The organism is Campylobacter sp. 2014D-0259 (assembly GCF_008000505.1).
Taxonomy (GTDB): Bacteria; Campylobacterota; Campylobacteria; order Campylobacterales; family Campylobacteraceae; genus Campylobacter_D; species Campylobacter_D jejuni.
This window is the reverse complement of the sequence record NZ_VOAQ01000014.1, coordinates 69,303-89,109: the sequence shown is the minus strand read 5'-3', so window position 1 is coordinate 89,109 and position 19,807 is coordinate 69,303. Positions and strand designations below refer to the sequence as shown.

The window sequence follows — 19,807 nt, the reverse complement described above, 5'->3', positions numbered from 1 at the left end:
AAATAAATCAAAAATCTTTGTCTAAATCTGCATCTGTAATTTCATAAGCCTTGTAAATAGCAGGCAATAATTTTCTTATAGCATAATCAAAATGATAAAATTGCTTATATACCTCTTCTGGATTTAAATTTTTAGCATTCTTAAAATCAAATACTTCAGTATTATTGATTTTGGCAATATTTTCATCAAAATAAGAGTAAAACTCTGCTCTTTGTTTAAACAAAGCATTTAAATTTTGAACAATTTTGGCTTTATCCATTTTATATCCTTTTTAAATAATTTAAAAACTTAATCCCATTTTTTATTTAAGAAATAAAAAATTTACTCCTATTTTAGCTAAAAATTGATAAAGTTATGTCTTAAATATTTTAATATATAGGCCACTTATGAATTTATTTCAAAATTTAGCTTTAAAATACTCTCATACTATGATGGAAAAATCCCTCCAAAAAGGTTTCAATGTCGAACTTTTAAAACAACCCAAAGAAAAAATTCCAAAACAAGACAAAAGCTATATGCTTTATGCCCATGTACCTTTTTGCCATACTTTTTGTCCTTATTGTAGTTTTCATAAATACTATTATGATGAAAATTTAGCCAAAGTATATTTTCAAAATCTTAGAGAAGAAATTAAAATCATGAAAGATAAAGGTTTTGATTTTAGCTCCATGTATGTGGGTGGTGGTACAACACTGATTAATGAAGAGGAATTATTAAAAACCTTAGAACTTTGTAAAAAGTTATTTAACATAAAAGAAATTTCATGCGAAAGCGATCCAAATCATATTGATCCAAATAAGCTTTCTATGTTTAAAGGTATAATTGATCGTTTAAGTTGTGGGATTCAAAGTTTTGATGATGAAACTTTAAAAAAAGTGGCAAGATATAATAAATTTGGTTCATCTAAAGAACTTCAAGAAAAAATTTCAAAAGCTTTAGGAATTTTACCTATTTTTAGTATAGATCTTATTTTCAATCTTCCAGGACAAAGCGAAAAACAACTTTTAAATGACTTAGAAATTGCTAAAAATTTAGCCCCGCAACAAATCACAACCTATCCTTTAATGAAATCAAATCTTACCAAAGATAATATCGCTAAAAGTTTAGGAGTAAGCATTAAAGATAATGAATTTACTTATTATCAAATCATACGCGAATTTTTTAAAGACTATACTCAAAACAATGGTTGGAGTTTTTCTTTGGAAAAAAATAAACTCAATGACGAATATGTCAGTTCTCATCATGAATACCTAGGAGTGGGCAGCGGGGCTTTTAGCTTTTTAGATGGGGAGCTTTTAATTAATGCATTTAATCTAAATGATTATGCTAAATTTATACAAGAAAAACAAAATGCTAATATAGCCAAAGCTTGTTTTGATAAAAAAGAAATTATCAAATATATCTTTTTAACTGAAATTTTTTCAGGGAAAATAGAAATTGATAAATTCAACAAAACTCTAAATTGCAACCTCGAAAAAGAACTTTTCATAGAACTTTTAGGGCTTAAAACAAGTGGTGCCATCATAAAAGATCAAAATGCTTTAATCGCAACTGAATTTGGTCAATATCTTTTTGTGGTTTTAATGAAAGATTTTTACACAGGAATGGATCTTGTGCGTGCAGTATTTAGAGATGATAAGCGTCTTAAAAATAAAGATTATATCGATATCATGAAAGAAAATATTGATCCGCTTAACTCCGCTAGTATGGAATTTAAAGCGGAGACAAACTAAAAGGGGCGAATAACCATCATTAAAGCGATAATAATAAACATTATAGTTGGGAATTCATTATAAATTCTAAAGTATTTCCCACTTTTAGCAGAAGTATCATTTGCTAAAGCTTTTAAACAATAATAATTATGTATATGAAAAATAATCAAAAGTGTAACACAGGTAAGTTTAACATGCATAAAACCCGCACCTACCATTAAAACTTCCTTATGAGCATGTAACATTAAACTTCCTGTGATTAAAGTTACAATCATTGCAGGAGTTTGTATATAAAAATAAAGTTTTCTTTCTTGAATTTTTACAATCTCGACAAAACCTTTATTGTCTTTATGTTCAGCATGATACACAAAAAGACGAGGTAAATAAAAAAGTCCAGCCATCCAAGAAACAAATGCCAAATAATGCACCCATTTAATCCAAAAATAATAATCATTAATCCATTCTGTCATCTTTTTTCCTTTTTTTAAATATTTCTTGTATTAAAATCAAAGCCACACTTATATTTATCATGACATCTGCAACATTAAAAATAGCAAAATTAAACCATTTATGCCAAAAAAACATATCCACTACACCTCCGTGTATAAAACGATCCAATAAATTTGAAACGCCAGCACCAAGCATCATTCCAAAAGCTATGCTATGAGTTTTTAAAAGTGTTTTTTGCCAAAAAAGATAAATAAAAAGCACGACAATTAAAGCAAGATGTAAATATTTTAAATTATGTTCTAAAAAACTCAACATTGAAAAAGCTACGCCTGTATTTAGAGCATAAGTTAAATCTAAGTATTCACTCTGCCATCTAAGTCCTGCTAAAGTTAAGGATTTTACCCATTGATCAAGGACAAAAACCAAAACAAAGGCACCCCAAAAATAAAAAATAAATTTAAAAGTTTTAGCCATTTAAAGCTTTCTTAAAAAACTCCACAACATTTTTCATTTCTTTTTCTAAGAGCTTAATATCTTTGGCTTCTAGTAAAAGTCTTATCAAATTTTCTGTTCCAGAATAGCGAAATAAGGTATTGATATTTTTATTTTCTAAATCTTTTTTTAATTCTTTTAAACCTTTAATTTTATCTAAATCTTTTTTTTCTGCAATTTTAAGATTGGTTAAAAGCTGAGGATAAGGTTTGACTTGACCCAAAATAGAGCTTGCAGATTTTTTCTTAGAAAGCATTAAAGCACTAAATTGCAAAGCAGCTATCAAACCATCTCCAGTTTTTGCATAATCACTAAAAATAATATGCCCACTTTGCTCTCCGCCAAAATTTCCACCATTGGCTTTTAATTTTTCAAGCACATATTTATCGCCCACATTACAAGTATCAAGTTCTATGCCATGTTTATTTAAAAATTCTTTTAAAGCACCATTACTCATTATAGTGGCTACAACACTTGATTGTAATTTACCTTGTTCTTTAAGATAAAGTGCTAAAACTCCTAATAAACTATCTCCATTAGCCACTTCGCCTTTTTCATCTACAACCACCAAACGATCTGCATCACCATCAAAAGCAAAGCCTACATCTGCACGCAAACGCTTTACCTCAGCAGCTAAATTTGCAGGATGTAAAGCTCCACAATTTTCATTGATATTAAGTCCATTGGGTTTATCGCTCATTACTATAACTTCAGCACCTAATTCCTTAAAAACAGTAGGTGCTACCTTATAAGCTGCTCCATGAGCCACATCTAAAACCACACGCAAAGACTTTAAAGTAAGATCTTTTGGAAAAGAATTTTTAATAGAAACAATATACCTTCCTATAACATCATCAATTCTTTTTGCTTGACCAATTTTCTCCATATCTACCTTAGAGGCTTGTATAAGCTTATCATCAAAATAAATTTCTTCTATTTTTTTCTCTATATCTTCACTGAGTTTATTTCCATGAGCATCAAAAAATTTAATACCATTATCATAATAAGGATTGTGAGAAGCTGAAATCATAATCCCTGCATCACAACGCATATCTTCAGTTAAGAATGCAATCGCAGGAGTTGGCATAGGACCAATTTGTATAACATTATACCCTATAGAAGTAAGCCCTGAAACAATAGCATTTTCTATCATATAGCCGCTTCTTCTTGTATCTTTTCCTACTAAGATATTATTAGTAATACTTTTATCTTTAAAATAAATACCCGCAGCCATTGCTAAACGCATAGCCAAAAAACTATCTAAAAATTCACCCGCTTTTCCACGAACTCCATCAGTTCCAAAAAGTTTCATTGCAAACCTTTCTAGCAAAATTTAAAGACAATTATAACAAAGCTAAGATAAAGAAATTTAAACAAGCTCTAAAATTAGAGCTTGTTTGGAACCTTATAGTTCAGGTTTAGGAGTTTTTTCAGTAGAAATAGGAAGTTGTGGATAAACAATTGCTGGTTTTGTTCCTGTTAAAGATTTTAAGAAAGTTTCAATACTTTTTGCTTCTTTATCAGAAATTTTAATGCCAAGTTGCACACTACCCATTTCCTTAATAGCATCTTTTAAATTCCAAATCGCACCATTATGAAAATATGGAGCAGTTTCAGCAACATTTCTTAAAGTTGGAGTTTTTACCATGCCATTTGCATCACCTTTAAAATCACCTAAATTTGCAAATTTATATTTACCAGCAACTTCAAACGCTTGCATATTGCCACCTAAATTCACACCATTATGACAAGCTACACAACCTTTATCTATAAAAAGCTTTAAGCCTTTTTGTTCTTCTTTTGTTAAAGCTTTTTCATCGCCTTCTAAAAATTTATCAAAACGAGATGGAGTGATCAAAGTTCTTTCAAAATTTGCAATTGCATCAGCAATATTGTCAAAATTTACACCGCTTTTACCATAGATTTTTTTAAACTCACTCACATATTCAGGCAAAGATGAAATTTTTTCTACTGCAAGTTTAGCAGGAGTTGCCATTTCAGGATCAGCTTGGATTGGACCTTTAGCTTGATCGGCTAATGTTCCTGCACGACCATCCCAAAATTGAGTATTATTTAAAACTGCATTATAAACTGTTGGTGAATTTAAATGATGAGGATTTGCTGTCCATTTATGACCTATTGCAGTACTGATTCCATCTGTTCCACCAAGTCCTACATTATGACAGGTATTACAAGAAATGATACCACTTTTTGAAAGACGTGGTTCAAAATAGAGCTTTTTGCCAAGCTCTGCTTTTTCAAGAGTAAATTCACTAGCCTTTACTCCATTTTGTTTTAAAATTTCATCAACGCCTTTTTGATCTTTTGGTAAGGCAACAAGACCTGAATTTTTAGCTTCATCTATAAGACTTGCAGCATTTAAGCTTGAAAAAGCAACTAAGGATGCGATTAGCAATGATTTTACTTTCATTTATAAACTCCTATTAAAGATAAATTAAAATAAAATAATAATCATTTAGAGCTTAAATAAAAATAAATATTATTAAAAAATATTTACAATTAATTAATACTATTTTTATCTTAAAAATTATTTTTTGTTTATTTATTTTCATAAGATATAATTTTTAGTTATAAATCTTAAAATTTTAAGATGATTTGAAAAGGATATTATGGAAAATTTAATAATTTACGCTTTTATATATCTTTTAGGTTCAATCCCTTTTGGGCTAATCCTAGCTAAATTTTTTGCTAAAACTGATATCAAAAAAGAAGGTTCAAAAAGTATAGGAGCAACCAATGTTTTAAGAGTAGTAAAAGAAAAAAATCCCAAACTAGCAAAAAAACTTGCCATTGCTACAATAATTTTAGATTTTGCAAAAGCAGCTATTCCTTTACTAATCTTGAAATTTCTTCATTATGATCAAGCTTTGCTTTGGAGCGTCGCAGTTTTGGCTATTTTTGGACACTGTTTTTCAATTTACTTGTTATTTGAAGGAGGGAAAGGCATAGCAACAGGAGCAGGCGCTATGATAGTTTTACTTCCATTGGAAGTGCTTACAGCATTTATTGTGTGGGTAGTTATTGGAAAAATTTTTAAAATATCTTCGCTAGCTTCTTTAGCAGCGTTACTTGCTTTTGTTATAAGTTCTTTTATATTTAATTATGACTTAGAAATTCATACACATGCACCCGTTTTCATTATCGCTTTTATTATAGTATATAAACATCTACCTAATATTAAAAGATTGATTTTTAAAGAAGAATGCAAAGTCATATAAAAATAAAATTTCACTTTAAGTGTATCATTGGTATATTAGATTTCGAAAGAAGAAAAAAACAAAAAATTATTATCAAGCTTAAAGCTAAAGCAAATGAATTTTTAAATTATGCAGAGGTAATTACCAAAATTAAAACATGGTATAAAAAAGAAGAATTTTACACCCTTGAAGAGTCTTTAGACTTTGTAAGCTTAAATTTAAAAAAAGATTTTCCTAATTTAACCAATCTTAACATAAAAATTTTCAAACCCCATATAATAAAAAATGCTACAGTTGGGGTTAAATTGAAAAAAAAATATTAATTTTTTTTTAAAGATATCTAAACATTTACTTAAGCTATGATATAATTCTTTAAATTTTTCTTAATAAGGATAGAACAAATGAGAATTTTAGTTATAGAAGATGAGATTAGCCTAAATAAAACAATTATAGACAATCTTAATGAATTTGGTTATCAAACTGATTCTTCTGAAAATTTTAAAGATGGAGAATACTTTATCGGCATTAGACATTATGATTTAGTTTTAGCAAACTGGACTTTACCTGATGGAGATGGAGCGGAACTTGTTAACACTATTAAGCATAAATCTCCAAGAACTTCGGTTATGATTATGTCTTCAAAAACAGACAAAGAAACAGAAATCAAAGCTTTGAAAGCTGGAGCTGATGATTTTGTTAAAAAACCTTTAGATTTTGATATTCTACTCGCAAGAATTGAAGCAAGACTAAGACTTGGCGGAACCAATGTTATTAAAATTGAAGACTTAGTTATTGATCCAGATGAGGAAAAAATTACTTATAAAGGTCAAGATATAGAACTTAAAGGAAAACCTTTTGAAGTTTTAACGCACTTAGCAAGACATTCGGATCAAATTGTATCCAAAGAACAACTTTTAGATGCCATCTGGGAAGAACCTGAGCTAGTAACTCCAAATGTTATCGAAGTAGCTATCAATCAAATTCGTCAAAAAATGGATAAACCATTAAATATATCTACCATAGAAACAGTTCGTCGTAGAGGATACCGTTTCTGCTTCCCTAAAAAATCTTAACAATTTTGCACCTTCGGTGCAAAAAATTTATCTTTATTTCTATTTTTATATTTTATTTAAGTTTGGTTATTGTATAAACTAAAATTATTTTTTAAATTTTTGAAAGGTTATGATGTCTCTTTTAATTACAAAAGACTGCGTATGTTGTGATGCTTGCAGAGAAGAATGTCCTGATGAAGCTATTTATGAAAATAGTCCAATTTATGTAATAGACCCTGATCTTTGTTCAGAGTGCGTTAATGATTTTTCAGAGCCTGCCTGTATTGTTGCTTGCCCATATGAATGTATCATTCCTGATCCTGATAATGTAGAAACTATAGAAGAATTAAAACTCAAACATAGAGATAGAGAATTTTAATGGCAAAAAAAACAGCCGTTGTTGATCTTGGCTCAAACTCCATTAGAATGGTGATTTTTGAAAAAACTTCTAGATATGGTTTTTATACAACTTGCGAATACAAACGCAAAGTAAGACTTGGAGAAAATGCTTATAATAATGGCAAAATTCTCCAAGAAGAAGCCATGCAAAGAGCCGAAGATGCCTTAGCTTTTTTCAAACAATGCGCTTTAAAGCATAAGTGCAAAAAAATATTTATAGTAGGCACATCAGCCTTAAGAGATGCCCCAAATTCAAAAAATTTCATTAAAAGAATCAAAGATAATCTGTCTTTAAATATACGCTGTATAGATGGAAAAAGCGAAAGTTACTTAGGTGGTCTTGCAGCTCTAAATTTATTAAGTCCTTTTAAAGATGGAACCACTTTAGACATAGGTGGTGGTTCTAGTGAATTGTGTTTAATAAAAAATAATAGAATTATTTCTTGCATATCTCTTGATATTGGCACTGTTAGGCTAAAAGAATTGTTCTATGATACTGGAAAAATGGATTCTTTAGAAGAATTTATAAAACCAATTTTAGAACAAATTCCTAAAGAATTTTGCAATCAAAACCTTATTGCAATAGGTGGAAGCTTAAGAGCAATATCTAATTCCATCATGCAAAAAAATTCCTATCCACTGAAAAATTTACATGATTTTCGCTATATGCTAGATGAAGAAAAAGGGCATATTTTAAAAATTTTTAATTCAAACTTAGACTCTTTAATCAATTTTGGCATAAAAAAGGATCGTTTTGATACCATTAAAGAGGGTATATTTATTTTTTTAAAGATTGCGGAAAAAATAAAAGCCAAACAAGTTATCACGAGTGGGGTTGGAATCAGAGAAGGAGTTTATTTGCAAGATTTACTTCGTCCTAAAATCACTTTTCCACCAAATTTTAATCCTAGTTTAAAATGTTTACAAGATAAATTTTTACAATCAAAACAAAAAAATAAAACTCCACATTTTGCTCTGCAAATTTTTACAACCCTTAAAAATCTTCATAAACTTAACGATAACTATAAGCATACTTTACTAAATGCTGCTAAATTATGCCATATTGGAGAATATTTAAATTTCTATTTTGCTAATGAACACTCTGCTCATTTTGTACTAGGTGGATTAAATTATGGATTTTCACATAAAGAAAAAGCTTTAATTGCTAGCATTATTAAGCTTAATGGAAAAAAAGTTAACCCTTATAATCTTGAACCCTATAAACAACTTTTACCCAATATTCATACCATTTCATGGCTTAATTTTATTTTGTGCCTAGCTAAAACTTTAAGCACAAATGAAGATAAGATTGATTTTGCTTTTGCAAACAATACTCTTTATATATATCAAGAAAACAAAATTCTTAATTTACCCAAAGATGAGCTCAAAAAAATTGCAAAACCAGCTACCATAGCATTAGCAATCAATCAAAAAATTTAAGATTTTTTACCTTTTTGACGCTGCTCTATAAGATTTTGAATTCTTTTTTTATTCTCTTCAAAAAAAGAATCAAAATTTTTCTCTGTTTTTTCTGTATGTTTTATTATTTGTTCCTCTGGAATTTCAACACTTTCTAAAAGCACATTGGAATTACCTATTATCATTGTATAACGTTTATTAGCGTGATCAAAAACAACAAGTTGATTATTTTTATCTAAAAATCTTTGGAAAATCATAGTAAAATCTCTAGAAACATTGTTATTTTTATAAACCATAGTCTTTTTAAACCACCAAAGCACTATTAACAAAATAACTAAAATCAGCATTACTAAGATATAATTTGTATAATCATACCCTTCTAAACTTGTACTTTTTGGTTTAGGCATTAATTCTTGAGAATTATTCGCAGTAGTTGTAGGTACAGATTCGATATTTGCTTTTCCTTGCTCTATAGCTCGTATCCTTACTCCAAATTTATCATTGATAGAGCTAAGTTCTAAATTAATATTTTGTTTGTTTTGTAGCATAATATAGGTATTATTATTTTTAGAACTAATACTAATTTTATCTACAAGTTGAGAGTTAAGTTCTTTTAATTCATCTTTAGAATACGTTAAATCACTAAAAGTTAAAAGAGTTAAATTTTTTTCTTTTTTTTGAGAAATCTTGCCATTATAGGCATTATCAAAAGAAAGCATTAAATCTACTCGATCATTTCTATCGTAGATATTAAAACTAATCAGCTCAACACTATATAAAGGTAAAATTAAAAAAAATAATACTAGCAATCTCATTTAAATTTCTTTTTTAAAGTATTGAAGCACAGTCTTAGAATCCAAAATTTCATTAATTCTTATAGCGAGATTTTTTTCATAAACCATAACCTCGCCTTTGCCAAAAATTCTTTTATTGATATAAAGCTCAACGCTTTCTCCAGCAGGCTTTTCAAGATCAATAACCGAACCTACTTCAAGTTTTAAAAGCTCCGCTACACTCATATTTGTAGTTCCAAGCTCGCTTACAAAATCTACTGTAATATCTAAGATATCTTCATAAGATTGTAAAAGCCCATGATGAATGTTAAACTCTATATCATCGCTCATTATTTGCAATATCCTATTCTAAAATAACAATTTTCAAATTTATAAGTTAAAGCTTCATCTAGAACTATTTCAGAAAAATCAACTTTTCCTAAATATTCCGGAATTCCGAGTTTATACTCGTCATCACCCTTGGCATCATTTAACAAATTTTTAGCATAACCTATAATCTGATTGGCACATTCTTTAGTTAAATCGCACCAGTCATCTTCTTTAAATTTTTCATCATTAATTAAAATTTCTGCAATTTTTTTTAAAAATTCTTTTGGAAAAAATAAATAAAAATTACATTCTCCTTCGCTTTTGCCCATGATAGGAATACTCGCTCCATAAAGTTCGCCGCTTATATCTTGAGCTGCTTCAATGCGAAGTCTTAAGATATGCTCGCAAAAATGAGTGATGGAATACTCAAGAATCTTTAACATAGCTACCACCTTTATAAAAAACTTAATTTAAAATTATAGTAAATATAAAATAAAAATATGTTTTAAAATTTTATTTTTTGAAAATTTCTTCAATATCTTTCATTATTATATCCAAATTTCCTTGTTTAAAACACTTTACTATGCTAGTTCCCACAATCACTCCATCAGCAACTTTTCTCATTCTTTTTACATCTTGATTATTTTGAATGCCAAAGCCTACAAAAATAGGCAAATTTGTAAAAGATCTGATTTCTTTTACTTTATCTTGTAAGATTGCTTCTTCGACACTTTTCGTACCTGTAATACCTATGCTTGCTAATAAATAAATAAAACCTTTAGCATGTTTTACTAACTTTTTAACCCTTTCTTTAGGGGTTGTAACACTTACAAGTGTAATTAAAGCTATATTATATCTTTCACACTCTTTAATTAAATCATCACTTTCTTCAAAACTCAATTCAGGCACAATCAAAGCACAAATCCCTAAAGATTTTGCTTTTTTCACAAATTTTTCCAAGCCATAAGAAAAAATTAAATTATAATAAACCATAAAAACCAAAGCTTTTTTAGTTTTTATCCTAGCTAAAAGCTCAAAAACACTATGAATATCCACGCCTTGATCAAGAGCTATTTTTGCCGCATCTGCAATAATCTCACCATCGGCAATAGGATCACTATAAGCAACACCAAGTTCTAAAATATCAATAGGGCTTTGATCCAATCTTTGCAAAAAAGCTTCACTTGTTTGAAGATTTGGATAACCTAAAACCGTATAAGCCACATTTGCATTTTCTTTATAAAATTTTCTAAAATCAACCATAAATCACCCCTTTTTTATAATCTCTAATCATTTGCATATCTTTATCTCCCCTGCCTGAAAGATTTACTACTATCACGCTTTTCTTTTTTAAAGTTGGACAAAGTTTTTCTAAAAATGCCAAAGCATGCGAACTTTCAATCGCTGCAATAATACCTTCTTCTTTACAAAGTAATTTTAAAGCCTGCATACATTCTTCATCACTTATAGCATGATATTGCGCTCTTTTGCTTTCAAATAAAAAAGCATGCAAAGGACCAATTCCTGGATAATCAAGCCCTGCAGAAACACTATGTACAGGCAAGATATTGCCTAAATCATCTTGTAAAACCTTGGTTTTCATACCGTGAATAATGCCTGTTTTTCCCTTATTTAAAGTCGCTGCATGATAAGGCGTATCAATGCCAAGCCCCCCTGCTTCAATACCTATAAGTTTAACATTTTCATCTTTGATAAAATCATAAAAAATCCCAGCTGCATTGCTTCCACCCCCAACAGCTGCGATAATATAATCTACTTTTTTATTGAGTTTTTGAAGTTGCATTTTGCATTCTTTTCCTATAATACTTTGAAAATGCATTACCATTTTAGGATAAGGATAAGGACCTACCGCACTTCCAACCACATAAAAAATATTTTTAATATCTCCAACCCAAGCTTGAATAGCCGCAGTAGTAGCTTCTTTTAGAGTTTTAAGCCCACTTTGTACTGCATGAATTTTAGCACCCAAAAGCTCCATTTTATAAACATTTAAAGCCTGTCTTTGCACATCGGTTGCCCCCATATAAATTTCACATTCAAGTCCTAAAAGTGCTGCTGCAGTGGCTGTTGCAAGCCCGTGTTGACCTGCTCCTGTTTCTGCTATGATTTTTTTCTTTCCCATTTTTTTTGCTAAAAGGGCTTGAGCGATGGCATTATTGATTTTATGTGCTCCGGTATGATTTAAATCCTCGCGTTTTAAATAAATTTCATGCTGATATTTTTTGCTTAAATTTCTAGCAAAATAAAGTGGAGTAGGACGCCCTACATAAGTTTTTAAAAGCTCGTTTAATTCTTTTTTAAAGAGTTTATCTTTAGAAAATTTCAAAAAAGCACCTTCTAGCTCATTTAAAGCAAACATTGCACTTTCAGGCAAAAACTGCCCACCAAAATCCCCATAATACGCTTTTTTCATTTTTTCAACTCCTTTAAAATTTGTTTTATTTTGTTGATATCTTTTAAGCCTTTTTCATCTTCAAGTTTTGAATTAAGATCTAAAATTTTAGCTCCCGTTTGTACAGCCTTATGAACATTATCCAAACCTATGCCTCCAGCTAATATAAAATCTTTAGTATAAGAACCTAATAAAGTCCAATCAAAACTTATTCCATTACCGCCCTTTAAAATTCCCTTAGCATCAAAAAGTACTAAATTAGCAAAAATTTCACTTTTTAAATCTAAACTATTTTCCACACTAATCACCTGCCAAACAAAAACATTTTGCACCTTTAAAATTTCAAATTCTTCTTTGGTAATAGTGCGATAAATTTGTATCCCATCAAGCTTAGCTTCTTTAATACATCTTAAAATTTGTTCCAAATTTTCATCTACAAAAACACCGACAACTTTTTTATCTTTTTCATGAAAAATTGCACTTAAATTTCTTGCTTGTTCTAAACTCACTCTTCTTGGACTTTTAGCAAAAATAAATCCAAAAAAATCAATATTTAAAAAAGCTAAATCTTTGGCATTTTTTTCATCTTTAATACCACAAATTTTAAGCTTTAGCATAAGCTTGATACTCCTTAAAATATTCTATAACCTTACCTGAATAAATGGCTTCTAAAATCATATCTTTAGCCACTAAAGGCGAACTTGCTTTATTGGCTGTATAAAGTGCAAACATAGCATTTAAAACTACCAAATCAAATTTTGCCCCTTGCATTCTACCGCTTAAAATATCTTTTAAATCTTTAGCGTTGTCATATGCACTAGATCCTATGATTTCACTATGAAAAGCTCTTTTAAAACCAAATTGTTCAGGACAGATAGAATACTCTAAAATTTCTCCTTCACAAAGCTCATAAATTTTACTTTCATCGCAAATACTAAGCTCATCCATACCATCATTTCCTCTTACCACTAAAGCTTTTTTGCGTCCTAAATTTTTTAAAACCTCTATCAAAAGCCTATGCACAGGTGCGTGATAATTTCCCATAAGTTGATATTTTAACTTTAAATTAGGGTGCAATAAAGGACCTAAAACATTAAAAACCGTTCTTACTCCAAGTCTTGATCTGATCTCTTTAAGTTCTCCTACTAAAGGATGAAAAAATGGAGCATGTAAAAAACTAAGCCCTTGATTATTTAGTTGTTTTAAAACTGATTCTAAAGTATTTGGAGTAGTTATACTTAAAGCTTCTAACACATCTGTACTTCCACTAGAACTTGAAATGGCACGATTTCCGTGTTTGGCTACTTTTACTCCTAAAGCTGCTAAAATAAAAGCACTAGTCGTAGAAACATTGATACTTTTAAAACCATCTCCACCCGTTCCACAAATATCAATCATCTCACTCTCATCACTAAAAGTTTGAGAATATCTTAAAATTTGTCTTACAAAAGCACTTAAAGATTTTTCGTTTAAAGACTTTTCAGTGATTAAAATCAACAAAGCCGCCACTTGCAAAATTTCATAATCTTTAGACATAATAATCTTACAAATTTGCTCAAAATCATCGCTTTGTAAAAAATGATTTTCACTCATTTTTTGCAAATAAAAACTTAAAGGATTTTCTTGTTTTTGTGATTTTTTTATATCTTGTTTTAAAAAATTAGAAAAAAGTTGTAAGCCATATTCACTAAAATAGCTTTCAGGATGAAATTGCACACCATAATAAGGTAAATTTTTATGTCCCAAAGCCATAATCACACCCTTTTCATCAAGGGCTAAAATTTCAAGCTCATCACTAAGCTGTTTAACCTCTAAAGAATGATAACGCATCACGCTAAAATTTAAAGGTAAATTAGAAAATAATTCATTTTCCCTGCACTGTTTTATCAAAGAATTTTTTGCATGCATAGGCTCTTGCATCTTAACCACTAAAGAATCAAAAGCTAAAGCTAAAGCTTGATGTCCTAAGCAAATGCCCAAAACAGGGATATTAAGCCTTGCTTTAAAAATTTCAAGACAAATCCCACTTTGACTTGGATGCTTTGGACCAGGACTTAAAATAATATGAGTAGGATTTAAATTTTTAATTTCACTCAGAGAAATTTCATCATTTCTTCTTACTAAAATTTCATCATTGCTGAGTTGCTCTAACATGCTTTTAACATTAAAAACAAAAGAATCATAATTATCAATTAAAAGTATCATTGATTTTCCTTTTTTAAATTTTCAAAAGCTACCAAAAGCGCCCTACGTTTAGCACAAATTTCTGCATATTCTTTTTGACTCTCACTTTGCAAAACAATACCCGCCCCACTTGCCAAATAAGCCTTATCTTGAGTAAAAAAAGCGCAACGAATTAAAATCGCTAAAGTTATGTCTTCGTTAAAATTTAAAAATCCTACCGCACCACCATAAACTCCACGATCGCAATCCTCAAGCTCACTAATGATCTCTAAAGCTCTTATTTTAGGAGCTCCGCTTAAAGTTCCCGCTGGAAAAACTGCCTCAATCACATCGAAAATACTCGCATCTTCTTTCATATTGGCATACACTTCACTCACTATGTGCATTACAAATTTATTTTTAATAATAGAAAAAAGATTTTCCACTCTTGTTTGAGTGCCAAATTTAGAAGCATCATTTCTTGCTAAATCTACAAGCATCTTATGTTCACTAAGTTCTTTTTCATCACTTAAAAGATCTTTTTCTAAAGCTAAAAGATCACAGTTATTTTCCAAATTTCTAGTTCCTGCAATAGGGGCTAAATAAATCTCTCTTTTTTTAATTTTTAATAAAAACTCTGGAGAAGAACCCAAAACAACACCATATTTGCTTGGAAAATAAAACATATAAGCACTTGGATTTAAAGTACTTAAACTCTCATAATAGTCAAAAGCATTTACTTGATGCTTGATGCAAAGTTGCTTACTTAAGACCACTTGAAAAATATCTCCACTTAAAAGATATTCTTTAGCTTTTTCACACATTTTTAAAAAATCATTTTTCTCATCTTCTAAAGAGTTTAAAATTTCAAAATCATTTTTTTGTTTCGTTTTTATTGGCTCAATATCATCTTTTAAATATTCAAAATATTTTGAAGCGCCAAATTTAAAAAACATTTTGCTATTTTTCTCATAAATCAAATAAGCTTTAGCATTGGCAAATAAAAATAAAGGAAAATCATAATTTTTCTTAGAAGAAAGTGGAATTTTTTCAAACAAAGATACAAAATTCGCACTAAAAACTCCAAAAAATCCAGCAAAGTCACAAATTTTATTCTTGCTTAAAGCTTCATAATATTTTGCCTTAAACTCGCTAAATGATAATTCATTAGCATCTAAATAATCACAATCAATCCCTATAATTACCTTAGTCAAATCCTCTGCAAAATAAGAATTTTCAAATTTTTCAAGGATTTGTCTGTAATAAAAATTTACATTTTTAACAAACATAATAAACCTTTTTTTAAAAAATAAATTAAAATAATATTAAAGAAAAAATTTAGATAAAAAGAAGTTTAGAAACGCCAAGAGCGAAGAGTATGTGTAAGTTTTAAAATCAAAGAATTACTAAAAAAATCATTTTCACTCATCTTTTACCTTTCTTATAAAATATTTCAAAAATTAAGACTTTTATGAAAATTTTTAAAGTCTAAATTAATTTTAATCAATAAATATAAATTTTGCTTTAAATTTAAAATAGATATTATAAAATCTTTATATTTTATAATATTTTGAAACATTTTTACGATGCTTAAAGTTACCAAAAAATATTCTATTGTTATAAAAAACTAAGATAATACTTAGCTTAATAAGATAAAATTGTTCCGTATTTGAAATATTTAATATTTTTTAGGAAAAGCTATGGAAATCACAGATTTACCTTATCTAATCATAGGAATCATTTCAGGTATTGCTTCTGGACTTTTTGGCATTGGTGGAGGTATGATTATCGTTCCTTCTATGTTCGCACTTGGAGCAAGTGCTCACCATGCTATCGGAATTTCAGTATTGCAAATGATTTTTGCAGCAGTTTTTGGCTCTTATATTAATTATAAGAAAAAAAATCTAAATCTTAAAGATGGTATTATGATAGGTTTTGGAGGACTCATAGGGGCAAGCTTTAGCGGAATGCTTTTAAAAGCTTTAAGTGATGTAGCTCTTACTAGCGTATTTTTGGCGGTAAGTTGTATATTTTTTATCAAATATGCTTTTGGAATTAAAGAAAACATTGTGCAAAATCAAAGAAGCGTTTGGGTAAAGAATGTCATTTTATTTATTGCTGGAGCTTTTACTGGTATTTTTGCTATTTCTTTGGGAATTGGTGGTGGACTTTTAATTGCTCCGATTTTAGCTTATTTTTTAGGCTATGATAGTAAAAAAGTTGTTTCTTTATCCTTGTTTTTTGTTATTTTTGCTTCAGTCTCTGGTATTATATCTTTTTCAAATTCTGGAGTTATAGACTCTGAAGTTATTCATAAAGGAATACTAGTAGGTATAGCTTCTATGGTTGGAGTTTTTATAGGAATTAAAATCATAGAAAAAATGCATATTTCAGCTCATAGAAAAATTTTACTTTGCGTATATGCCTTATCAATACTTGGAACCACCCACTCTTTACTTAATAAGCTAAATCTTATAAATTTTTAACTTGGATTTATCCAAGTTCTTTTAATATTATTATGCTAAAATCTTAAATTTATTTAATGTTTAGGAAAGACTATGAACGATACCATAAAAATCATTGGTGCAAGAGAAAATAACCTAAAAAATATCCACCTTGAAATTCCCAAAAACAAACTCATTGTTTTTACAGGACTGAGTGGGAGTGGAAAATCAACCCTTGCTTTTGGCACTCTTTATGCCGAAGGACAACGCCGTTATATAGAAAGTTTAAGTGCTTATGCCAGACAATTTTTAGATAAGGTAGGCAAACCTGATGTCGATAAAATCGAAGGTTTAACCCCAGCCATTGCTATAGATCAAAAAACCACTTCTAAAAACCCACGCTCTACTGTAGGAACCATCACTGAAATTTATGATTATCTAAGACTTTTATATGCAAGAGTGGGCATTCAACATTGTCATCAATGTGGACAAAAAATCTCATCTATGAGTGCAAGTGATATAGTCAGTGAAATTTTAAAATTTCCAAAAGGTGCAAAAATCATCATCTACGCTCCACTCATACGAGAAAAAAAAGGAACTTATGCAGATTTACTTGAAAATTTACGCAACAAAGGCTATGTAAGAGCTCAAATTGATGGAGTTTTAGTAAGACTTGATGAAGAAATTGAACTGGCCAAAACCAAAAAACACACCATTAAACTTGTCATAGATAGGCTTGAAATTCAAGAAGATTTACTTTCTCGTCTTGCAAGCGATATAGAAAAAGGCTTACAAGAAAGCTTTGGAGAAATAGAAATAGAAGTTTTAAATCATGAGGAAATAAACCTTAATAAACACTATCATTTTAGCGAACACTGCGCTTGTTTTGATTGTAAAATTTCCTTTGTTCCACTTGAACCTTTAAGCTTTTCTTTTAATTCTCCAAAAGGAGCATGCGAAGCTTGTGATGGACTTGGCATTCGTTATACTTTAGATATGAAAAAAATTATCGATGAAAATTTAAGCCTCGAAAATGGTGCTGTTAAAATCATGTATGGTTTTAACAAAAGTTATTATTATAAATTCCTAATCGCCTTTTGCGAACAAAATGAAATTCCTATCAAAATACCTTTTATGCAATTAAACGAAGAACAAAAACGTCTTGTATTGTATGGTAATGCCAAAACTATAGAATTTCTTTGGAAAAGAAATCGTCTAAAACGCACCTTTGAAGGCGTGGTTAAAATGGCTTATGAAATGCTAAAAGATGAAAAAGATTTAGCCGAATATATGAGTGAAAAAATTTGTAAAGACTGCGGTGGGCATCGTTTAAAACCCGAAAGTTTAGCCGTGAAAGTAGCCAAAAAAGGCTTGGGTGAAATTTTAGATATGAGCATAGAAGATAGTACGGCCTTTTTTGCAGATGAGAAAAATTTTTCCTATTTAAGCGAGCAACAAAAACTTATTTCTAAACCTATCCTAAAAGAAATCAACGAAAGATTGTTTTTCTTGTATGATGTGGGGCTAGGTTATCTTTCCTTAGGGCGCGATGCAAGAACGATTAGTGGGGGTGAAGCACAAAGAATCCGCATAGCTTCACAAATTGGCAGTGGTTTAAGTGGAGTGATGTATGTCTTAGATGAGCCTAGCATAGGACTTCATGAAAGAGATACTGCAAAACTGATTAAAACTTTAAGAAATTTACAACAAAAGGGCAATACCCTAATTGTCGTAGAGCATGATAAAATGACTATAGAAGAAGCAGATTTTATTGTAGATATTGGCCCAAAAGCAGGAAAATTTGGAGGTGAGGTTGTATTTAGTGGAACTTATAAAGAACTTTTAAAAAGCAAAAGCGAAACTGCACTTTATATGAATGGTAAAAAACAAATTTCACAACTTCAAAACAGAGCACAAAAAGAATGGCTTGAACTTAAAAATGTAAATATTAACAATATCCAAGATTTAAGCGTAAAATTTCCTTTACAAAATTTAGTCGCTATAACAGGAGTTTCAGGTTCTGGAAAAAGTTCTTTGATACTTCAAACCCTACTTCCTTTTGCACAAGAGGAATTAAACCGCGCTAAAAAAGTTAAAAAACTTGGTGGGGTGCAAATAGAAGGACTTGAAAAACTTGATAAAGTCATTTATCTTGATCAAAGCCCAATTGGACGCACACCACGTTCAAATCCTGCCACCTATACAGGTGCTATGGATGAAATCAGAAATCTTTTTGCCGCCACTAAAGAAGCTAAAATGCGTGGTTATAAAGCAGGACGCTTTTCTTTTAATGTTAAAGGTGGAAGATGTGAGAAGTGTAGCGGAGATGGAGAAATCAAAATAGAAATGCATTTTTTACCTGATGTTATGGTAGTTTGTGATACTTGTCAGGGCAAACGCTACAATGATGCCACGCTAGAAATCAAATATAAAGGCAAAAATATCAGTGAAATTTTAAATATGAGTGTTTTAGAAGCGAGTGAATTTTTTACAGCCGTTCCTAAAATCAAGCAAAAATTAGACACTCTAGTAAAAGTGGGTTTAGACTATCTAACCCTAGGACAAAATGCCACCACCTTAAGTGGAGGTGAAGCACAAAGAATCAAACTTGCTAAAGAACTAAGCCGTAGCGATACAGGAAAAACGCTTTATATACTTGATGAACCTACAACAGGACTGCATTTTGAAGATGTCAATAAACTCATCTTAGTTTTACAACATTTGGTTGATCTTAAAAATTCGGTTTTTGTAATAGAGCATAATTTGGATGTGATTAAAAATGCTGATTATATCATCGATATGGGGCCTGAAGGCGGAGTTAAAGGTGGAAAAGTTATAAGCACAGGAAGCGTGGAAAAAGTCGCTAAAGAACACAAAAAAACCCGTTCTTACACAGGATATTATCTAGACTTAGAGCTTAAAAATACACAAAAATCATAATT

Annotated in this window: 22 protein-coding genes; 8 read left to right on the top strand and 14 right to left on the bottom strand. The window is 29.9% G+C overall.

The genetic code is table 11. The features are described from left to right. Positions 1-7: 7 nt before the first annotated feature. Positions 8-259, bottom strand: a complete 252-nt coding sequence (gene cmeU / locus SR63_RS02795) for a CmeU family protein (RefSeq protein WP_002857293.1) — start codon at positions 257-259, stop codon at positions 8-10. Between the two features lie 127 nt (positions 260-386). Between cmeU and SR63_RS02790 the strand changes: the two genes are divergently transcribed. Next, positions 387-1,733, top strand: a complete 1,347-nt coding sequence (locus SR63_RS02790) for a coproporphyrinogen III oxidase family protein (protein ID WP_002877497.1) — start codon at positions 387-389, stop codon at positions 1,731-1,733. Here the strand turns inward: SR63_RS02790 and hemJ are convergent. The 4 genes from hemJ to SR63_RS02770 form a co-directional block, all read right to left on the bottom strand. Further along, positions 1,730-2,182 (bottom strand): protoporphyrinogen oxidase HemJ, encoded by a 453-nt coding sequence (gene hemJ, locus SR63_RS02785; RefSeq protein ID WP_002866637.1) that lies wholly within the window; start codon positions 2,180-2,182, stop codon positions 1,730-1,732. The genes SR63_RS02790 and hemJ overlap by 4 nt on opposite strands. Continuing rightward, on the bottom strand, positions 2,166-2,636 hold the full coding sequence (gene lspA, locus SR63_RS02780) for a signal peptidase II (protein WP_002877495.1): 471 nt from the start codon (positions 2,634-2,636) through the stop codon (positions 2,166-2,168). Before lspA ends, hemJ begins: the two co-directional genes overlap by 17 nt. Then, entirely contained in the window at positions 2,629-3,966 is a 1,338-nt protein-coding gene (gene glmM, locus SR63_RS02775) for a phosphoglucosamine mutase (protein ID WP_002857318.1), read from the bottom strand. The genes lspA and glmM overlap by 8 nt, the downstream gene beginning before the upstream one ends. 93 nt (positions 3,967-4,059) lie before the next feature. Next, positions 4,060-5,085 (bottom strand): cytochrome-c peroxidase, encoded by a 1,026-nt coding sequence (locus SR63_RS02770; protein WP_002857587.1) that lies wholly within the window; start codon positions 5,083-5,085, stop codon positions 4,060-4,062. A gap of 199 nt (positions 5,086-5,284) precedes the next feature. On the opposite strand from SR63_RS02770, the gene plsY reads away from it, so the two are divergent. The 5 genes from plsY to SR63_RS02745 all read left to right on the top strand — a co-directional run bounded on the left by plsY (position 5,285) and on the right by SR63_RS02745 (position 8,763). Continuing rightward, on the top strand, positions 5,285-5,893 hold the full coding sequence (gene plsY / locus SR63_RS02765) for a glycerol-3-phosphate 1-O-acyltransferase PlsY (RefSeq protein WP_002860289.1): 609 nt from the start codon (positions 5,285-5,287) through the stop codon (positions 5,891-5,893). Beyond that, positions 5,878-6,195, top strand: a complete 318-nt coding sequence (locus SR63_RS02760; RefSeq protein ID WP_002854273.1) for a dihydroneopterin aldolase — start codon at positions 5,878-5,880, stop codon at positions 6,193-6,195. Before plsY ends, SR63_RS02760 begins: the two co-directional genes overlap by 16 nt. 78 nt (positions 6,196-6,273) lie before the next feature. Then, positions 6,274-6,945 (top strand): homeostatic response regulator transcription factor HsrA, encoded by a 672-nt coding sequence (gene hsrA / locus SR63_RS02755; protein WP_002857553.1) that lies wholly within the window; start codon positions 6,274-6,276, stop codon positions 6,943-6,945. A 112-nt stretch (positions 6,946-7,057) separates the two neighbouring features. Beyond that, a complete protein-coding gene (locus SR63_RS02750; protein WP_002854647.1) occupies positions 7,058-7,303 on the top strand; it encodes a YfhL family 4Fe-4S dicluster ferredoxin in 246 nt (81 codons plus the stop codon). Next, complete coding sequence (locus SR63_RS02745; RefSeq protein ID WP_002866641.1) at positions 7,303-8,763, top strand: Ppx/GppA phosphatase family protein; 1,461 nt, start codon at positions 7,303-7,305, stop codon at positions 8,761-8,763. Before SR63_RS02750 ends, SR63_RS02745 begins: the two co-directional genes overlap by 1 nt. Here SR63_RS02745 and SR63_RS02740 read toward each other — a convergent pair. From SR63_RS02740 to SR63_RS02700, 9 genes are all read right to left on the bottom strand, one after another. Continuing rightward, positions 8,760-9,557: a hypothetical protein gene (locus SR63_RS02740; protein WP_002876919.1), complete on the bottom strand. Its 798-nt coding sequence runs from the start codon at positions 9,555-9,557 to the stop codon at positions 8,760-8,762. The two genes, SR63_RS02745 and SR63_RS02740, sit on opposite strands and share 4 nt — an antisense overlap. Next, positions 9,558-9,866, bottom strand: coding sequence for a flagellar motor switch protein FliN (gene fliN / locus SR63_RS02735; RefSeq protein WP_002824739.1), 309 nt, complete (start codon positions 9,864-9,866; stop codon positions 9,558-9,560). It lies immediately after the preceding gene. Continuing rightward, positions 9,866-10,288, bottom strand: a complete 423-nt coding sequence (locus SR63_RS02730) for a chemotaxis protein CheX (protein WP_002854524.1) — start codon at positions 10,286-10,288, stop codon at positions 9,866-9,868. The genes fliN and SR63_RS02730 overlap by 1 nt, the downstream gene beginning before the upstream one ends. Positions 10,289-10,358: 70 nt before the next feature. Beyond that, positions 10,359-11,108 (bottom strand): tryptophan synthase subunit alpha, encoded by a 750-nt coding sequence (trpA, locus tag SR63_RS02725; RefSeq protein ID WP_002854645.1) that lies wholly within the window; start codon positions 11,106-11,108, stop codon positions 10,359-10,361. Next, the gene (gene trpB / locus SR63_RS02720) at positions 11,101-12,279 is read right to left on the bottom strand and encodes a tryptophan synthase subunit beta (protein ID WP_002854204.1); all 1,179 of its coding nucleotides are present in this window, start codon (positions 12,277-12,279) and stop codon (positions 11,101-11,103) included. Before trpB ends, trpA begins: the two co-directional genes overlap by 8 nt. Then, positions 12,276-12,875: a phosphoribosylanthranilate isomerase gene (locus SR63_RS02715; protein ID WP_002866645.1), complete on the bottom strand. Its 600-nt coding sequence runs from the start codon at positions 12,873-12,875 to the stop codon at positions 12,276-12,278. Before SR63_RS02715 ends, trpB begins: the two co-directional genes overlap by 4 nt. Beyond that, the gene (trpD, locus tag SR63_RS02710; RefSeq protein WP_002866646.1) at positions 12,862-14,463 is read right to left on the bottom strand and encodes an anthranilate phosphoribosyltransferase; all 1,602 of its coding nucleotides are present in this window, start codon (positions 14,461-14,463) and stop codon (positions 12,862-12,864) included. Before trpD ends, SR63_RS02715 begins: the two co-directional genes overlap by 14 nt. Continuing rightward, positions 14,460-15,710, bottom strand: coding sequence for an anthranilate synthase component I family protein (locus tag SR63_RS02705; RefSeq protein ID WP_002866647.1), 1,251 nt, complete (start codon positions 15,708-15,710; stop codon positions 14,460-14,462). Before SR63_RS02705 ends, trpD begins: the two co-directional genes overlap by 4 nt. A 164-nt stretch (positions 15,711-15,874) precedes the next feature. After that, a complete protein-coding gene (locus SR63_RS02700) occupies positions 15,875-16,000 on the bottom strand; it encodes a hypothetical protein (protein ID WP_002866648.1) in 126 nt (41 codons plus the stop codon). Between the two features lie 121 nt (positions 16,001-16,121). On the opposite strand from SR63_RS02700, the gene SR63_RS02695 reads away from it, so the two are divergent. Both SR63_RS02695 and uvrA read left to right on the top strand, forming a co-directional pair. Beyond that, entirely contained in the window at positions 16,122-16,907 is a 786-nt protein-coding gene (locus tag SR63_RS02695) for a sulfite exporter TauE/SafE family protein (protein ID WP_002854334.1), read from the top strand. 72 nt (positions 16,908-16,979) lie between these two features. Beyond that, entirely contained in the window at positions 16,980-19,805 is a 2,826-nt protein-coding gene (gene uvrA, locus SR63_RS02690; RefSeq protein WP_002866649.1) for an excinuclease ABC subunit UvrA, read from the top strand. Positions 19,806-19,807: the final 2 nt, after the last annotated feature.